Raw genomic sequence first — 16,307 nt, 5'->3', positions numbered from 1 at the left:
GAAATTATATTGCTGAAGAAGCCCTCAAGAATAGCTTTGTGCAACAAAGCCCACTGTTGCAAATAGCCGCTGATGGTAAACTGAAGATTGTTTAATAATTCATTTAGTTTGATTTTTATTTAGTTCTATTTTAGTTTTTATTAAGTTTTAAATTAGTTTAATCAGAAGATGGTTATATGTGTCTAGAATTTTGGTGGCTATACAGTATTCGGCTTCTTGAAGTACAGCAAGTTCATCTGCATGTGCGTTATATTCATCTATGTTTTCGAGCAATTCAGCCTCCGAAAATGGGAATTTTTTCGGATCTTCGGAGTTGGTCATAATCTTCTGTTCCATTGATGATGAAGATAATTATTAACTAAGTAGAGTTAGCTAATAACACTACATATTCTCATTGAGACTTACATAACAATCAGAATATATAGTGTTAGAAAAAAATCGCCTATGCGATTGCTTACTAGCTGTTTAAGAAAAAATATCTTAATTAATCATCAGGTTAATATATTTTTAGGAAAAAAACAAAAAAACCTTCATGGGAATAAAATTTTTTTATATTCAATAGTTTGAGTAAGCCACCGTTTTATTCCCAAGTAGAAATTTCCTATACAGACTCTCTACTTTGGGGCTACAGGCGATGTTATTCACCAATTAAAATGTCTATGCGATAAACCATTTAAAATGTCCTGTTTTTAACCACAAGAGTCAAGCACAGGATTTAAGTTTCTTTGTTCAACAACAGCTTTCTGAGCTTTACGACTTGGCATACTTTTCTTGGCCCGGGAACGTTTATTCTGTTTTTCTAGTTCTTCATGCTGCTGTTGAATATGCGCCAGGACTGAACCTAACCGTTTATTCTCAACAATCTCATTTTGCTGTAGTCCAGCCAGTTTATTGAAGACACTATAGTTGATCTTCCGTCCTTCATGCATGATCGCCACAGTGCCATCCGGGTACTCCAGAAATGAAATGTATTGCCCAACAAGCTTATGATTCAGCTCTGTCGGTTCAAGCAGATAAATACACTTGTCATAGGTAATCGTCAGGTTCTTGGTGACCTTACGCGGTTCCTGCCAGGTGAATATATCCTCCAGCTCAGCATCAGACTCTGTTAGCGGACGATGTAAGTTCTTTGAATTTCGCGCACACTTGGCGAACTTCTGGTTGAAATGCTCAATAAAGCAGGGTAACCAGGCATTGGCTTCGGCAATTGAACTGATGCCTTCCAGACGCATCTCCTTGATCAAACGGTCTTGAAGGGTTCTATTCGCGCGTTCTACGCGACCTTTAGCCTGTGGTGAGTTGGCAAAGATAATATCAATGTTTAACTCATTCAGAATCCGGCCAAATTGCGTGATCTTGCTGTCCTGGCTCGATTTCTGGTTCACTCTGAATACCGAGTGTTTATCGCTGTAAAAGGCCAAGGGCTTGCCGTATTGCTCAATGTAGGCTCGGGTTGAAAGCATATAGTCAAAGGTCGTTTCAGCCTCACAAAAGCGCAGATGCAACAGCTTGCCGGTAGCATCATCGATATAAACCAGCAAACAGCATTTGGTGGCTCTTCCTTCAAACCAGTCATGATATGAGCCATCAATCTGGATCAGCTCACCGAAGCAATCACGGTTATAGCGTGGCTGGTATGGGCGTTTTAGACGTTTGGATCGCGGAATCCAAAGGTCATTTGCAGTCATCCAGCGCCGAACCGTTTCTACCGGGATATTCAGGTCAAACATGCTGCTGAGCTTCTCATGCGCCAAGGTAGGTCCAAAGCCCAGCAGATGTTCAGAAATAATGGAAAGACATTGCGATTTTAATAAATCGTCATGGCGATGATGGCCCGGTTGACCACGACTGGCATGCGTCATGCCTGAAACACCATCTTGATTGAGCTTCTGCAATAACCGGGTAATTTGACGGGTGGAAAGATTCAGGATTTCAGCAGCACGGACTTGGGTAATACGATGATCTCGAACGTCTTGCAGAACTGCAAGACGTTGAATTTCTTTGTCAGACATAGTGATCAGCATCTATATTTTATATCCAGTCCATGGTGATAAAAATCATCATAAACCAGACATTTTTATTGGTGAGAATATAGACACTTTAAATGGGTTCTAACACTCTCGTTTCGCATAACAGCCATTATGTTAAATGGAGGCTTTCACAGTTAAAATTTAGTATTTAAGTATTCGATAAAGCCCTCAATTTTCTTAATCACGTATAAGCAGATATACAAAGGACTCAGATTATCTTGCTGAGCTTTCTGTACTCTATACTTCGCCCTTTCTAAGACAGCAATTACATAGTGTATAGAGCTTTTTAGAATTTTTTTAGAATCTTTTTTTGAATACAGATAACAATCAATTTTTTCAAAAGGCCCATCATTGACCAATATTTCCAATATAGTGTCGCTAATGGATTTACTTATTGATTGCTCCATATGTTCAAATTCATATGAATGTAGAGCTTGTGCTATAACTATTTGAAGATTCTTCATTATGATTATTTAATGTTAGCCAATTTTGATCCTAGCATTATCTCCAGAAAAGAAAAAGCGTATAAAACCTAAAGTAAACATTGAGTTATTTTTATTCTTCGTTATGAAAAGTTAAAAAAATGATTCTAGGGCCAGAGCTGACTTGGAATTTAATGGCGTTAAAGTACCTGCTGGTCATGTCCATGCAACATTAATGGCCGCTTTTGAATTTGCATATGCTCAAGTAATATCAACTGAAGATTATGTTGGCTAAAGCTTAAGATTTCCTAAAATTAACATAATACACGTTATACGAATTCCCAAGGCATGGCTTTTAGTCATGCTTTTTTTATCAAAAGACTATAGGTGAATGATAAAGAGCCAAATAACATGCAATCTCTATCATTAAACTTAATGCAATAATTAAATGATAGTATTATCATTGATCTAATTAAGTTAAGATTAAATGATAGTAATGAATACACGTATTTATCTACGAGCCTCAACCAAAGATCAAGATGCACAAAGAGCTTTGCAGATTCTGCAGGATCTAAACCAAGATCTGAATTTGGGCGAGATCACTGTGTATATGGAAAACTATAGTGGTACAAAACTAGATCGGCCTGAATTGAATAAGCTACTGTCAGAAGCAAATAAAGGAGATACTTTGCTGGTTGAAAGTGTAGACCGCTTATCACGCCTAACCCAAAGGGATTTTCAAGAGCTGAAGCGCAGAATCCAAGAAAAGGGACTTCGCTTAGTTGTGGCAGATCTTCCTACTACCTATCAAATGATTAAAACTAGTGACAGCATTACTCATTCAGTCCTGGAGCTCATCAACAATATGCTGATTGATCTACTAGCAACAATGGCTCGTTTGGACAATGAGAAACGCATAGAACGTATTAAGCAGGGCTTAGCGCGTTCGGGTTACAAGCCAACAGGTAAGAAGGCAAATGAGGCTAAACATAAACGAATAAAAGAACTGCTGGTGGCTGGAAATATGACTAAAGATGAAATTGCTAAAGCAGTAGGTTGTGGGGTTGCGACTGTTTATAGAGTTGCTAAAGTTATTTAAAAGAGACTTGTATCAAGGCTTCCCTTAGTCATATCTATTTGTAAGGGGAAAAGGCATTCTTAAAGGTTAAAAGAAGGAATTAATAATGAGAAAGCATTTGATTTTCCTGATTTTTATAGTGATGATTTTTATTTTAGCTCTAGTTGTGAAGATCAATAATGATCAGAAAAAAAAGCAAGAGTTAAATAGATTGGAGCTAGTTGAAAAGAAAGCTAATTAACTAAAAATTGAGTTATACTTTTTCAATAACGATAATAACTAAGCCCAGAAAACACCTAAACCCAGTGCTGCACCAGCTTGGTTTTTCTTTATATTTTAGAATAGTACTTTAGCAAATATCATAAAAGACCGGCCTGTTCCCAAGCCGGTCTTTTACATCGTCGAGCATTATAATTTTAACATAAATATATGAATTTTAAGATAAAGAAAAAGCCTTATAGTCTCTCCCGGAACTATAAGGCTTATTAAGCACTGTAATTTTTTCTTAATCATCTACTTATCGATGTAGATTTGAATATATATATTTTACCAATAGGTAAAAAATAAAAATATAAGACAAAAGACGAATACGTTAGGAAATCAGTTTAGAAGCTATTAATTTCGTATAACCGCCATTATGTTAAGTGGGTATGTTTTTCCGCTGAATAGTGAATTAAGAATGCTCTATAAAATCATTTGTTATTTGCCTTTTAAAGAAGGATTTATCTATGGGAAAGTGGCAATTAATACTTTCTTTACTTCATCTGACGTATTTGGATCTACTTTAAGCTCATTAACGGCTTCAATAATCCGTTTACGAACAGCTTCATTCTCTGGCAGTGAACCCTTAATCTCATGTTCTTTCTGAGTGAGTAGCGAAGCATTATTAAGAGCACCCAGAGCCAAAATTTGAACCTTTGGGTTCGTATCCTTTAAATAAGGAATAATATCGTCTGCTGCTTCAATTGGGTCTAAATTCGTTAGGGATACAAGAATTACACTTAATGCATCAGGGTTCGATTCATTTTGTTTCAACAAATCAACTAGCTTATGGATTTTATCTTCTCGTGAATATGTAGGGCTATCATTAATAGCAATCGTACTTTTTACCCATTTAGGAGGCATTCCATGAGGGAGATTGGGCGCATTGTTAGTGATACCGTCATTAGCATTAAGAGTATTACGGTTGGAACTGATCTTTTCTTGAGTTTCCATCAGCTCTTTACTATGTACATCATCACTTTTTTTGGCAAAAATAAAAAATCCAATAAAAGCTACTACGATTGCCGTAATAACTAAATAAATCAACTTACTATTATTTTTCATATTACCTACGTTTTTAAATAAGAATGTTGTTACATCAATAGAAAAAGCATCAAAGAAACTTTAAATTATATTATTCACCAATTAAATAGGCTCATTCAACGCTTTTTCCAAGAATTGATATAGTGTAATAATTATTGAGTAAATAAGAGAATTAAGTTAATGAAATACTCAAAAGAAAAAATAGTAAAAGCCCTATTACTTGCTCCTTTACCACTACTTTTTTTCACAGCATTGCTATTTATCATAATGAATCGTGAATATAGTCTATATTCAATTTTTGTGGTTTTTGCAGGGCATGGTCTTGTTTACTTAGCTTATAGTATTTTGACAGTACCTTTTAGCTTTATGGTCTCAATTCTTTTAAATCGTTATAGTATTCTTAATTTGCTAACTATCTGTATTAGCTCTTTAATTATTGCTATGCCATTTTTTGTTCTTTTTGGATGGAGCCATACAGGCGAAGTTTCGAAAGAATGGTGGAAGATGTATACCGACACTTGGACTATCTTTATGGCTCTAATTCCAGGCTTGTCTTATTGGTTATTTTTAACTGATTTTAAAGTTAAAGAATTATTAAAGAAAAAAATAATATATTTCAATATATTAGCTTTTGTTTTGACTTATTTGTCTTTGTTTCATCAGAAATATACATTGATAGACCGGATAGTTGTAGACAAGCTTGGAAAAGTTGAAGTTATAGGAGGAGGATTTCCATTACAGTTTTTAGTAGATGGTGAAATATCTCCAGGCGGTAGTATAGCGCTAGATCCTTTAAATATTATTATAGGAATAGATCAATTCATTTTTTTATATTTTATTCTTGATTATTTATTTTGGCTTATGTGTCTTTTAGTCGGTTATGCGTTTTTTCGAAAGATAAAAGTGAAATTATAATGTCTAAAATATTTATAAAATTAGGAATTTTACTTGTAGGTCTATGTCTACTTCTAATCATTAATTCATACAAACAGAAATTAAATCATGATAAAGAGATGGCAACACAGACAACAATACTTTTCTTTAATTCACTTGCTAAACATGATCTAGAATCAGCAATCAAATATGTTTGGCCAGATGCGCGATTACATAAAGATTTAAAAAGTTCTGAAAGGTTTCTCTCTTTCAAAGACTCAAAAATTTTAGAAGTAGTAAGGATTAATTATGATTCAGCGGAAAGTAGACCTGAGTATTATCAAGAATTTTATAAAATTATTTCAGTGATGGTAAAAGTTAAAGTCGTCCATATAGATGATGCTGGTAGTCCAGTAGGTGACTATATTTTATTTATTACTCTTGTGAAACAATCTCCTCAATCTGATTGGCTAATTACAGAATTTGGTAGTGGGCCTTAAGATAGTAATTATAGAGAAAAGCTAAAATTAACATAATACACCTTATACGAAATGCGTTATAATTCTCTATAGAAATCAATGCTGTAGTTTCTAGTTGATAGCCCATCTTCCCCAAGGTGGGCTTTTTTTATGATTTTTCACGTTCCACGCTTATTATTTAATCAAAAGACCTCTTGCGAAAGTATAGTTTATCTAATTTTTGAATTGGCTAAAACCTCATAAAATATAGCTTTTGGCTGCTTAAAATTTGACTAACGCAAGAATTCTAAAGTTTCTCAACTTTGATTAGCTCAAATAAATACCATTTCTCTTTTTCTAGGTCTCTTTAAATCACGAATTATGTAACTATAGAGTATAGCCTAACGGAACAAAATAAAGTCTTAAAAAGCAACTCAAAAACCGTATTTATAGACTTAATATTTAATTTCGGTACAATATGTATTTAATTATCTAAACTCTAACGGTACAGAATGCCTAATCAGGTCGGATATATTCGAGTCAGTTCAACTGAACAAAATACTGAACGTCAATTAGATGGAATCAGCCTGGATAAGACCTTTACTGAAAAGGCAAGCGGTGGTAGCCGTGAACGTCCTCAGTTAAATGCAATGCTCGACTATCTGCGTGAAGGTGATACGGTGCATGTTCATAGTATTGATCGTCTGGCACGTAATACAAATGATCTGAACGAAATTGTGAATAGTCTGAATGATCGTGGTATAACCATTATTTTTCATAAAGAGAATTTGACCTTCAGTCATGATGTAGCACAATCGGCAATAAATAAACTCATGTTTCAGATGCTTGCTGCATTTGCAGAGTTTGAACGCTCCATGATCCGTGAGCGTCAAAAGGAAGGAATTGCAAAAGCCAAAGCGAAGGGCTTATATAAGGGAAGAAAGCGGAAGGTTGACTATGTTGAAATACGAAAAGCAATGGCTGAAGAAAATTCAACATTTAGAGGTGTTGCAGAAAAGTTTAAAGTAGGGATAGCAACAGTACAAAGAGCTTTAAAAGAAGAAACTAATAATCAATAAGGTTGATTAATGAAGACGCTTAGATATTCAAATTTAGAAAAGATCATGACCATTTATACTGAAATTTCTACTTATATTACATTTCATAATGCGACTGGTTTAACAGATATAAATAAATCAATGGAAGATTTTTGAACCGTACCGGGTTTGTCGGAGACCAAGCTTTCTGAGAGAATGTCCCGATGAAAAAAGTAAAATATACCCCTGAAATCAGAGAAAGAGCGGTTCAATTATTGATTGAATCCGAGAAAGATTATCCATCGAATTGGGCTGCGATCACCGCTATTGCTCCCTGAGCAGTATACTGCGCAAGGGTTGTACTCCTGAAACACTACGTGTTTGGTATCAAAAATATTTAGATAAACAAAATCCAGTTAAAGTACAGCAGCTTTCAGACCAAGAACGTATCAAACAACTCGAACGCGAAAATAAAGAACTGCAACGCGCCAATGAAATTCTACGTAAAGCAGCCGCTTTTTTCGCCCAGGCGGAGCTCGACCGCCCACACAAATAATGGTGGATTTTATCCATAATAATAAAGAGCTGTACGGAGTCGAGGCGATTTGTAGAATTTTACCGATCGCACCTTCAACCTATTACCGGACTCTAGATCTCTGTGAAAATCCAGAACATCGAGCAAAGCGAGATTTACATGACTTGCATCATGCTGAGGAGATTAAACGAATTTGGAAGGAAAGTTCAGGTCGGTATGGTGTACGTAAAGTCTGGCAAAAACTGAAACGTGAAGGCTATATTATTGCGCGCTGTACTGTTGCTCGATTAATGCAAAAGCTAGGTATAAAAGGTGTTTGGCGTGGTAAGAACAAACAAACCACCCGTAGCCGAGATGATCAAAAACGAGCGGATGACTTGGTAAAACGTAATTTTACTGCTGATCATCCTGACCAACTGTGGGTGAGTGACTTTACGTATATTCAAACAAATTCAGGCTGGGTTTATACTGCATTTATTATTGATGTGTTCTCACGAGCAATTGTTGGATGGAAAGTATCGACACGGATGAATACAGATATGGTGCTCGATGCATTGGAGCAAGCATTTAGGGCGGCAGAGGGGGCTGGAACGCTGAGTGCGCCCATGCCGCATTGCGAAGCAAAAGATAATCGGATAAAATGTAGCAATTCATATTCGTAAGCGTGGAGTAATCAGATGGGAAATTCCAAGTCAGCAGACAAGTAAGCCGCAACAACCAGTATTGTTGTTGCGGCGCTCTGTAAGGCTAGTCTCATCTGATTGCTGACGAGCAGACGTCGCCCGGTATTCCTTAATCGAGGGTTGATTCGTCATGACCACCACACGCCCCGCGTGGGCCTATACGCTGCCGGCAGCACTGCTGCTGATGGCTCCTTTCGACATCCTCGCTTCACTGGCGATGGATATTTATCTCCCTGTCGTTCCAGCGATGCCCGGCATCCTGAACACGACGCCCGCTATGATCCAACTCACGTTGAGCCTCTATATGGTGATGCTCGGCGTGGGCCAGGTGATTTTTGGTCCGCTCTCAGACAGAATCGGGCGACGGCCAATTCTACTTGCGGGCGCAACGGCTTTCGTCATTGCGTCTCTGGGAGCAGCTTGGTCTTCAACTGCACCGGCCTTTGTCGCTTTCCGTCTACTTCAAGCAGTGGGCGCGTCGGCCATGCTGGTGGCGACGTTCGCGACGGTTCGCGACGTTTATGCCAACCGTCCTGAGGGTGTCGTCATCTACGGCCTTTTCAGTTCGATGCTGGCGTTCGTGCCTGCGCTCGGCCCTATCGCCGGAGTATTGATCGGCGAGTTCTTGGGATGGCAGGCGATATTCATTACTTTGGCTATACTGGCGATGCTCGCACTCCTAAATGCGGGTTTCAGGTGGCACGAAACCCGCCCTCTGGATCAAGTCAAGACGCGCCGATCTGTCTTGCCGATCTTCGCGAGTCCGGCTTTTTGGGTTTACACTGTCGGCTTTAGCGCCGGTATGGGCACCTACTTCGTCTTCTTCTCGACGGCTCCCCGTGTGCTCATAGGCCAAGCGGAATATTCCGAGATCGGATTCAGCTTTGCCTTCGCCACTGTCGCGCTTGTAATGATCGTGACAACCCGTTTCGCGAAGTCCTTTGTCGCCAGATGGGGCATCGCAGGATGCGTGGCGCGTGGGATGGCGTTGCTTGTTTGCGGAGCGGTCCTGTTGGGGATCGGCGAACTTTACGGCTCGCCGTCATTCCTCACCTTCATCCTACCGATGTGGGTTGTCGCGGTCGGTATTGTCTTCACGGTGTCCGTTACCGCGAACGGCGCTTTGGCAGAGTTCGACGACATCGCGGGATCAGCGGTCGCGTTCTACTTCTGCGTTCAAAGCCTGATAGTCAGCATTGTCGGGACATTGGCGGTGGCACTTTTAAACGGTGACACAGCGTGGCCCGTGATCTGTTACGCCACGGCGATGGCGGTACTGGTTTCGTTGGGGCTGGTGCTCCTTCGGCTCCGTGGGGCTGCCACCGAGAAGTCGCCAGTCGTCTAACCGACGACTGGTAGCAGGCCCGCTCCGATGCGGCGCACTAACCATCGAAACCTCGTGAATGTCGGTATCCTGTCTGGCAGGATACCGCTCATTTCCCTTGTTCAGTTCATCGCCGTCGCCGAGCATCTGAATTTTCGGCATGCGGCCAAGGCACTTGGTATCAGCCAGTCGAGCGTCAGCGCGCGTGTGAAAGCGCTGGAGGATAACCTTGGTGTCCTGCTATTTGAGCGCCATGCGCGGGGCGTTCGGCTAACAGACGCAGGCAGGCACTTCATGGAGCGTGTCACGGCGGGTGTCGATCAACTCGATCACGCAGTGAAGACCGCAGGCATGACAGCTCAAGGAGAATACGGCCGGCTTCGCATCGGCATCCATGCCTTAATCCCACGCAGCTTTCTCACGGAGCTGATCCGTCATTATCGGGAAGAACATACGGGCATTGAGGTTGAGATCACCGAAGGCACAGCCCGCGATGCGGTGATGCAGCTTCGTGCTGACCAGCTCGACGTGGTGTTCGTCGCGGGCAAGCCCGAGATGCCCGACTGCCATACCCGACCGATCTGGACCGAACCGCTGGTGGCCGTGCTATCGGATGGGCATCGCCTCGCCGGGCAGTCCGCAATCACTTGGTCCGATCTGGTCGGCGAGACTTTCATTGTTCGCTATGGTGGCACCGGCCCGCAGGTCCATGACCATATCGTGCTGCGCCTTGCCGGGCGTTGGCCCGCACCGTCGATCCGGCGCTTTGATGTGGGGCGCGACACGCTGCTATCTATGGTCGGACAAGGCTTCGGCATCACTATCGTCGGCGAGGCAACGTCATTGTTGCCGACGACCGGCATCGTCTTCCTGCCCTTCCTCGATGAACCGGAGCCGGTTGCCTTTACAGCCGTCTGGTCGCCGTTCAATCGCAACTCCGCACTGAAAAATCTACTCAACCTCGCAGGCAAAATGAAGCGTGACGGCGATTCGCCCAATCGTTTCCTGGATGGCACTCGACCGGCACGATAACGGCACAGGCGATCCATCCTATTTGCCGCCGATAGTATCCGGCAGCCCTCCGGCATCCTCTTTCCTGTTGCCCGTCCCGATTTTGCCTACTCTCTGATCGGCTCCGTCTCTTTTGCCGACTGGAGCCTGCATTGCGCGGAGGCCGAATCCTTTGGGGTCAGATCGCCGTAGTCATCACCATCGTTCTGGTGATGACGTGGGCGGCGACGCAATGGGTTGCCTTTCGCCTCGGCTTCCAGCCCCAGCTTGGAGCGCCATGGTTCGATCTGGCGGGCCTGCCGGTCTATTATCCGCCGGCCTTCTTCTGGTGGTGGTTTTCCTTCGACGCCTACGCGCCCGCTATCTTCGTCGAGGGCGGCATCATCGCGGTATCGGGCGGCTTCATCGCCATCGCCGCCGCCATCCTCATGTCGATCATTCGAGCGCGGGAAGCCCGCAACATCGCCACCTACGGATCGGCGCGATGGGCGGAAGACAAGGAAATCCGTGCGGCCGGATTGCTCGGCCCCGATGGCGTAGTGCTCGGCCGGCATACGCAAGACTATCTGCGCCATGACGGTCCCGAGCATGTCTTATGCTTCGCGCCGACCCGCAGCGGTAAGGGCGTCGGGCTGGTGGTGCCGACGCTGCTGACATGGCCGGGAAGCTGCATCGTCCACGACATCAAGGGCGAGAACTGGACGCTGACGGCCGGCTTTCGCGCGAAGCACGGCCGCGTCCTGCTGTTCGATCCCACGAACGCCAGATCGTCGGCCTACAATCCGTTGCTGGAGGTGCGGCAGGGGGAGTGGGAAGTCCGCGACGTGCAGAACATCGCGGATATTCTGGTCGATCCCGAAGGCAGCCTCGACAAGCGTAATCATTGGGAAAAGACCAGCCATAGCCTGCTGGTCGGCGCGATCCTGCATGTTCTCTATGCGGAGAAGGACAAGACGCTGGCGGGCGTCGCCAATTTCCTGTCCGATCCCCGCCGCCCGGTCGAGGCGACCTTGCGCGCCATGATGGACACGCCGCATCTCGGCGAGGCTGGCGTTCATCCCGTCATCGCGTCGTCGGCGCGCGAGCTGTTGAACAAGAGCGAGAACGAACGAAGCGGGGTGCTCTCCACCGATATGTCGGTCCCAAAGGCGAGCTCAGAGACCATGGAAAGCATGTTCTCGGACTTACGTAGCAACTCGTTTCTTTTCGCAGGTTGAGCCACAGAGGTGGATCAGGAAATTTGAACAACACTTATAAGTGATATTTTGCTCCCCAAATGATGTTATAAACATCAATATATGGAGTATTTTATGACACGTAGACCAAGAAGAAATCATTCAAATGACTTTAAAGCTAAGGTAGCACTTGCTGCGATTAAAGCAGAAAAAACACTTGCTGAATTGAGTGCTGAATTTGATGTTCATCAAAACCAAATTATTGACTGGAAAAATCAACTGATTTCAGCTTCCTCGCAAGCTTTCGATCAATCAAAAGCTCCAACAGAACCACCCATCGATCTAAAAAAACTACATGCAAAAATCGGTGAGCAGGCATTAGAAATTGATTTTTTAGAAGGTGTGTTGAAGAAACTGGGTCGCTTCAACCACAAAAGTTAATCGATGACTCACTTCAGATTTCAGTATCTAAGCAAGCTAAGCTGCTGAAAGTCTCCCGTGGTTGTTATTACTATCGCCCAAAACCTGTGAGTGAATCAGATCTGAAGCTGATGCGCTGTATGGATGAGTTACATATGCAATACCCTTTTGCAGGTAGCCGTATGATGCGTGATTTATTGAATCGTCAAGGACATCATATAGGACGACGTCATACACGTACTTTAATGAAGAAAATGGGCATTAATGCGTTATATCGTAAACCAAATCTAAGTCAGGCCAATCAAGCTCACCGTAAATATCCATATCTGCTCAAAGGATTGGCTATTCAGCGCAGTAATCAAGTGTGGTCTACGGATATAACGTATATCCCTATGGCAAAAGGCTTTGTTTATTTATGTGCTGTGATTGATTGGCATAGCCGCAAGGTACTTGCGCATAGAGTATCGATTAGTATGGAGGTTACATTTTGCATAGAAACATTAAATGAAGCTATTGAAAAATATGGCCGACCTGAAGTCTTTAATACAGACCAAGGCAGTCAGTTTACCAGTGATGCATTTATTGATGTATTGAAATCAAATGGCATTCAAATCAGTATGGATGGTAAAGGTCGATGGGTTGATAATGTGATGGTTGAACGATTATGGCGGAGCGTTAAATATGAAGAGGTGTATCTCAAAGCCTACAGCAATGTTTTGGATGCGAAGAAGCAATTAAACGCATATTTTGAATTTTATAATTTGAAACGACCTCATTCGAGTCTGGACAAAATGACTCCAGATGAGTTTTACTATGACCAGCTACCACAACAAAATAAGGTAGCTTAACTAGAGCAGAGTATCACTTATAAATAAGCTTTTAGTTGTTCAAACAAGTGGGACCACCTCTCACCTCCGCGCTTCATCAGAAAACTGAAGGAACCTCCATTGAATCGAACTAATATTTTTTTTGGTGAATCGCATTCTGACTGGTTGCCTGTCAGAGGCGGAGAATCTGGTGATTTTGTTTTTCGACGTGGTGACGGGCATGCCTTCGCGAAAATCGCACCTGCTTCCCGCCGCGGTGAGCTCGCTGGAGAGCGTGACCGCCTCATTTGGCTCAAAGGTCGAGGTGTGGCTTGCCCCGAGGTGATCAACTGGCAGGAGGAACAGGAGGGTGCATGCTTGGTGATAACGGCAATTCCGGGAGTACCGGCGGCTGATCTGTCTGGAGCGGATTTGCTCAAAGCGTGGCCGTCAATGGGGCAGCAACTTGGCGCTGTTCACAGCCTATCGGTTGATCAATGTCCGTTTGAGCGCAGGCTGTCGCGAATGTTCGGACGCGCCGTTGATGTGGTGTCCCGCAATGCCGTCAATCCCGACTTCTTACCGGACGAGGACAAGAGTACGCCGCAGCTCGATCTTTTGGCTCGTGTCGAACGAGAGCTACCGGTGCGGCTCGACCAAGAGCGCACCGATATGGTTGTTTGCCATGGTGATCCCTGCATGCCGAACTTCATGGTGGACCCTAAAACTCTTCAATGCACGGGTCTGATCGACCTTGGGCGGCTCGGAACAGCAGATCGCTATGCCGATTTGGCACTCATGATTGCTAACGCCGAAGAGAACTGGGCAGCGCCAGATGAAGCAGAGCGCGCCTTCGCTGTCCTATTCAATGTATTGGGGATCGAAGCCCCCGACCGCGAACGCCTTGCCTTCTATCTGCGATTGGACCCTCTGACTTGGGGTTGATGTTCATGCCGCCTGTTTTTCCTGCTCATTGGCACGTTTCGCAACCTGTTCTCATTGCGGACACCTTTTCCAGCCTCGTTTGGAAAGTTTCATTGCCAGACGGGACTCCTGCAATCGTCAAGGGATTGAAACCTATAGAAGACATTGCTGATGAACTGCGCGGGGCCGACTATCTGGTATGGCGCAATGGGAGGGGAGCAGTCCGGTTGCTCGGTCGTGAGAACAATCTGATGTTGCTCGAATATGCCGGGGAGCGAATGCTCTCTCACATCGTTGCCGAGCACGGCGACTACCAGGCGACCGAAATTGCAGCGGAACTAATGGCGAAGCTGTATGCCGCATCTGAGGAACCCCTGCCTTCTGCCCTTCTCCCGATCCGGGATCGCTTTGCAGCTTTGTTTCAGCGGGCGCGCGATGATCAAAACGCAGGTTGTCAAACTGACTACGTCCACGCGGCGATTATAGCCGATCAAATGATGAGCAATGCCTCGGAACTGCGTGGGCTACATGGCGATCTGCATCATGAAAACATCATGTTCTCCAGTCGCGGCTGGCTGGTGATAGATCCCGTCGGTCTGGTCGGTGAAGTGGGCTTTGGCGCCGCCAATATGTTCTACGATCCGGCTGACAGAGACGACCTTTGTCTCGATCCTAGACGCATTGCACAGATGGCGGACGCATTCTCTCGTGCGCTGGACGTCGATCCGCGTCGCCTGCTCGACCAGGCGTACGCTTATGGGTGCCTTTCCGCAGCTTGGAACGCGGATGGAGAAGAGGAGCAACGCGATCTAGCTATCGCGGCCGCGATCAAGCAGGTGCGACAGACGTCATACTAGATATCAAGCGACTTCTCCTATCCCCTGGGAACACATCAATCTTACCGGAGAATATCGTTGGCCAAAGCCTTAGCGTAGGATTTCGCCCTCTCCCGCAAACGACCCCAATTTGATAAAGAACATTGTATGAAATAAAAAAGAGAAAATCATAAATATTTGAAAAATAATAATAAATAAAATTGGCATGCAAGTTGCAATAATCTTATGGAGAATATGAGGATTTTGGTATGCAGCAACTCAATGTAGAACAGCCTCCTTGCTTTATTCATGTTACAGGGACTCAGCGTGACAAATATATCGAATTTGAATTTTCGATAGGTGATCCAGAGTTAGCTGTAGAAATGATTATGCCAGTCAAGGCTTTTGAAGAATTCTGCGCACACCATCAAGTACAGCACCTAAGTACGGATGATTTTGCAAAGATTGAATATGACCGCATGAAGTGGCGATTTGGACAGGCCGGTATTAGAGAATAAAAACTCTAGTCTTTATTAAAAAATCAGGAAGATTTATATGCAAATTGATATTAAAACATCTTCAGTTAAGCCTTTAAGAAATACTTATGCTTATATTGAAAAAAGATTTGGTGATAAACCAGCTTCACGTTATCAAGAAGCGACCTACGATATTCAGGAAGAAATTAATTTTCATTACAAACCTTTATGGCAGCCTGAATTTGATCTTTACGATAAGGGCCGTACTGTAATCCAAATGAAAGATTGGTACGTGCTTAAAGATCCTCGTCAATTTTATTATGGGGCTTATACCCAAACTCGAGCTAAACAACAAGAGATTTTAGAAAGTAATTTTACGCTTGTTGAAAAACACGATTTATTAAGAAATATTTCTGAAGAAATTCTAAACAAAGTAACGAAATTACTACTCCCACTTTATTGTAAACAAGACATTTTTATCTTTTATATTCAATGGCTTATTTTCCTGCTAATTGGTAATACCATGAAAAATACCATGCTCAGAAAAGGCTTAACAATATTTTGAAAAATTGCCTACTGAGCGCTGCCGCACAGCTCCATAGGCCGCTTTCCTGGCTTTGCTTCCAGATGTATGCTCTTCTGCTCCTGCAGCTAATGGATCACCGCAAACAGGTTACTCGCCTGGGGATTCCCTTTCGACCCGAGCATCCGTATGAGACTCATGCTCGATTATTATTATTATACTCTGTACACGACAAATTTCACAGAACCCTTATCCTATCAGGATTCTGCTTTCTTAAAATTGCCAAAATTTCCTTAAACTCTTCTTTTTTCCCAAAACCAATTAAACGCTGAATCGCCATTTGAACATAGTCTAAACCATAGCGAAATAAACTCATTGAGAGTCGTCCATGCTTCTTTATTTTTATCGCTTT

Annotated in this window: 15 protein-coding genes, 5 pseudogenes and 1 other annotated feature; of the genes and pseudogenes, 15 read left to right on the top strand and 5 right to left on the bottom strand. The window is 43.3% G+C overall.

All coding sequences use genetic code 11. The annotated features are described in order from the left end of the window. Positions 1-147: 147 nt before the first annotated feature. The 3 genes from FTV04_RS15050 to FTV04_RS16965 all read right to left on the bottom strand — a co-directional run bounded on the left by FTV04_RS15050 (position 148) and on the right by FTV04_RS16965 (position 2,494). Positions 148-321, bottom strand: coding sequence for a hypothetical protein (locus FTV04_RS15050; protein ID WP_218949946.1), 174 nt, complete (start codon positions 319-321; stop codon positions 148-150). Between the two features lie 368 nt (positions 322-689). Beyond that, a complete protein-coding gene (locus tag FTV04_RS15045) occupies positions 690-2,024 on the bottom strand; it encodes an ISNCY family transposase (protein ID WP_180090245.1) in 1,335 nt (444 codons plus the stop codon). A 140-nt stretch (positions 2,025-2,164) separates the two neighbouring features. After that, the gene (locus FTV04_RS16965) at positions 2,165-2,494 is read right to left on the bottom strand and encodes a hypothetical protein (RefSeq protein WP_005237346.1); all 330 of its coding nucleotides are present in this window, start codon (positions 2,492-2,494) and stop codon (positions 2,165-2,167) included. A 445-nt stretch (positions 2,495-2,939) separates the two neighbouring features. Here FTV04_RS16965 and FTV04_RS15040 point away from each other — a divergent pair, with 445 nt between their 5' ends. Next, entirely contained in the window at positions 2,940-3,551 is a 612-nt protein-coding gene (locus FTV04_RS15040) for a recombinase family protein (protein ID WP_005404792.1), read from the top strand. A gap of 705 nt (positions 3,552-4,256) precedes the next feature. On the opposite strand, the gene FTV04_RS15035 is transcribed toward FTV04_RS15040, so the two are convergent. Further along, complete coding sequence (locus tag FTV04_RS15035; protein WP_111886104.1) at positions 4,257-4,856, bottom strand: HEAT repeat domain-containing protein; 600 nt, start codon at positions 4,854-4,856, stop codon at positions 4,257-4,259. A 159-nt stretch (positions 4,857-5,015) separates the two neighbouring features. On the opposite strand from FTV04_RS15035, the pseudogene FTV04_RS16905 reads away from it, so the two are divergent. From FTV04_RS16905 to FTV04_RS14975, 14 genes and pseudogenes are all read left to right on the top strand, one after another. Then, positions 5,016-5,426 (top strand): annotated as a pseudogene (locus FTV04_RS16905) (hypothetical protein); the annotation flags it as partial. A gap of 30 nt (positions 5,427-5,456) precedes the next feature. Next, positions 5,457-5,750 carry a hypothetical protein gene (locus FTV04_RS16900; RefSeq protein ID WP_227505690.1) on the top strand — a complete coding sequence of 98 codons (294 nt, stop codon included), beginning with the start codon at positions 5,457-5,459 and terminating at the stop codon, positions 5,748-5,750. A gap of 98 nt (positions 5,751-5,848) precedes the next feature. Then, positions 5,849-6,208: a DUF4829 domain-containing protein gene (locus tag FTV04_RS15025; protein ID WP_257221082.1), complete on the top strand. Its 360-nt coding sequence runs from the start codon at positions 5,849-5,851 to the stop codon at positions 6,206-6,208. 470 nt (positions 6,209-6,678) lie between these two features. Further along, positions 6,679-7,245 (top strand): recombinase family protein, encoded by a 567-nt coding sequence (locus FTV04_RS15020; RefSeq protein ID WP_006581699.1) that lies wholly within the window; start codon positions 6,679-6,681, stop codon positions 7,243-7,245. Positions 7,246-7,427: 182 nt separating this feature from the next. Further along, positions 7,428-8,400, top strand: a pseudogene (locus tag FTV04_RS15015) (IS3 family transposase). Continuing rightward, positions 7,717-7,833, top strand: a sequence feature (AL1L pseudoknot). It overlaps the preceding pseudogene by 117 nt. Before the next feature lie 151 nt (positions 8,401-8,551). After that, complete coding sequence (gene floR / locus FTV04_RS15010; protein ID WP_000214122.1) at positions 8,552-9,766, top strand: chloramphenicol/florfenicol efflux MFS transporter FloR; 1,215 nt, start codon at positions 8,552-8,554, stop codon at positions 9,764-9,766. Positions 9,767-9,793: 27 nt separating this feature from the next. After that, positions 9,794-10,093, top strand: a pseudogene (locus tag FTV04_RS16960) (LysR family transcriptional regulator); the annotation flags it as partial. 3 nt (positions 10,094-10,096) lie between these two features. Continuing rightward, entirely contained in the window at positions 10,097-10,777 is a 681-nt protein-coding gene (locus FTV04_RS15005) for a LysR family substrate-binding domain-containing protein (RefSeq protein ID WP_109354582.1), read from the top strand. 131 nt (positions 10,778-10,908) lie between these two features. After that, a pseudogene (locus tag FTV04_RS15000) lies at positions 10,909-11,895 on the top strand (type IV secretory system conjugative DNA transfer family protein); the annotation flags it as partial. A gap of 171 nt (positions 11,896-12,066) precedes the next feature. Next, positions 12,067-13,199 (top strand): IS3 family transposase gene (locus FTV04_RS14995; RefSeq protein ID WP_223672967.1). Its coding sequence is split into 2 segments (ribosomal slippage): positions 12,067-12,319 and positions 12,319-13,199, totalling 1,134 coding nucleotides; the frame shifts between segments, so codons are not numbered across the junction. 99 nt (positions 13,200-13,298) lie between these two features. Further along, entirely contained in the window at positions 13,299-14,102 is an 804-nt protein-coding gene (aph(3'')-Ib, locus tag FTV04_RS14990) for an aminoglycoside O-phosphotransferase APH(3'')-Ib (protein ID WP_001082319.1), read from the top strand. Beyond that, positions 14,102-14,938, top strand: coding sequence for an aminoglycoside O-phosphotransferase APH(6)-Id (locus FTV04_RS14985; protein WP_000480968.1), 837 nt, complete (start codon positions 14,102-14,104; stop codon positions 14,936-14,938). Before aph(3'')-Ib ends, FTV04_RS14985 begins: the two co-directional genes overlap by 1 nt. A gap of 227 nt (positions 14,939-15,165) precedes the next feature. Further along, positions 15,166-15,414 (top strand): phenol hydroxylase subunit, encoded by a 249-nt coding sequence (locus tag FTV04_RS14980; RefSeq protein ID WP_006581702.1) that lies wholly within the window; start codon positions 15,166-15,168, stop codon positions 15,412-15,414. 37 nt (positions 15,415-15,451) lie between these two features. After that, positions 15,452-15,937 carry a hypothetical protein gene (locus FTV04_RS14975; protein WP_006581703.1) on the top strand — a complete coding sequence of 162 codons (486 nt, stop codon included), beginning with the start codon at positions 15,452-15,454 and terminating at the stop codon, positions 15,935-15,937. A gap of 196 nt (positions 15,938-16,133) precedes the next feature. On the opposite strand, the pseudogene FTV04_RS14970 reads toward FTV04_RS14975, so the two are convergent. Then, positions 16,134-16,307: pseudogene (locus tag FTV04_RS14970) on the bottom strand (IS4 family transposase); the annotation flags it as partial.

It is taken from the genome of Acinetobacter sp. YH12219 (assembly GCF_013417875.1).
Lineage (GTDB): Bacteria > Pseudomonadota > Gammaproteobacteria > Pseudomonadales > Moraxellaceae > Acinetobacter > Acinetobacter amyesii.
This window is presented reverse-complemented; position numbering and strand designations above follow the sequence as displayed.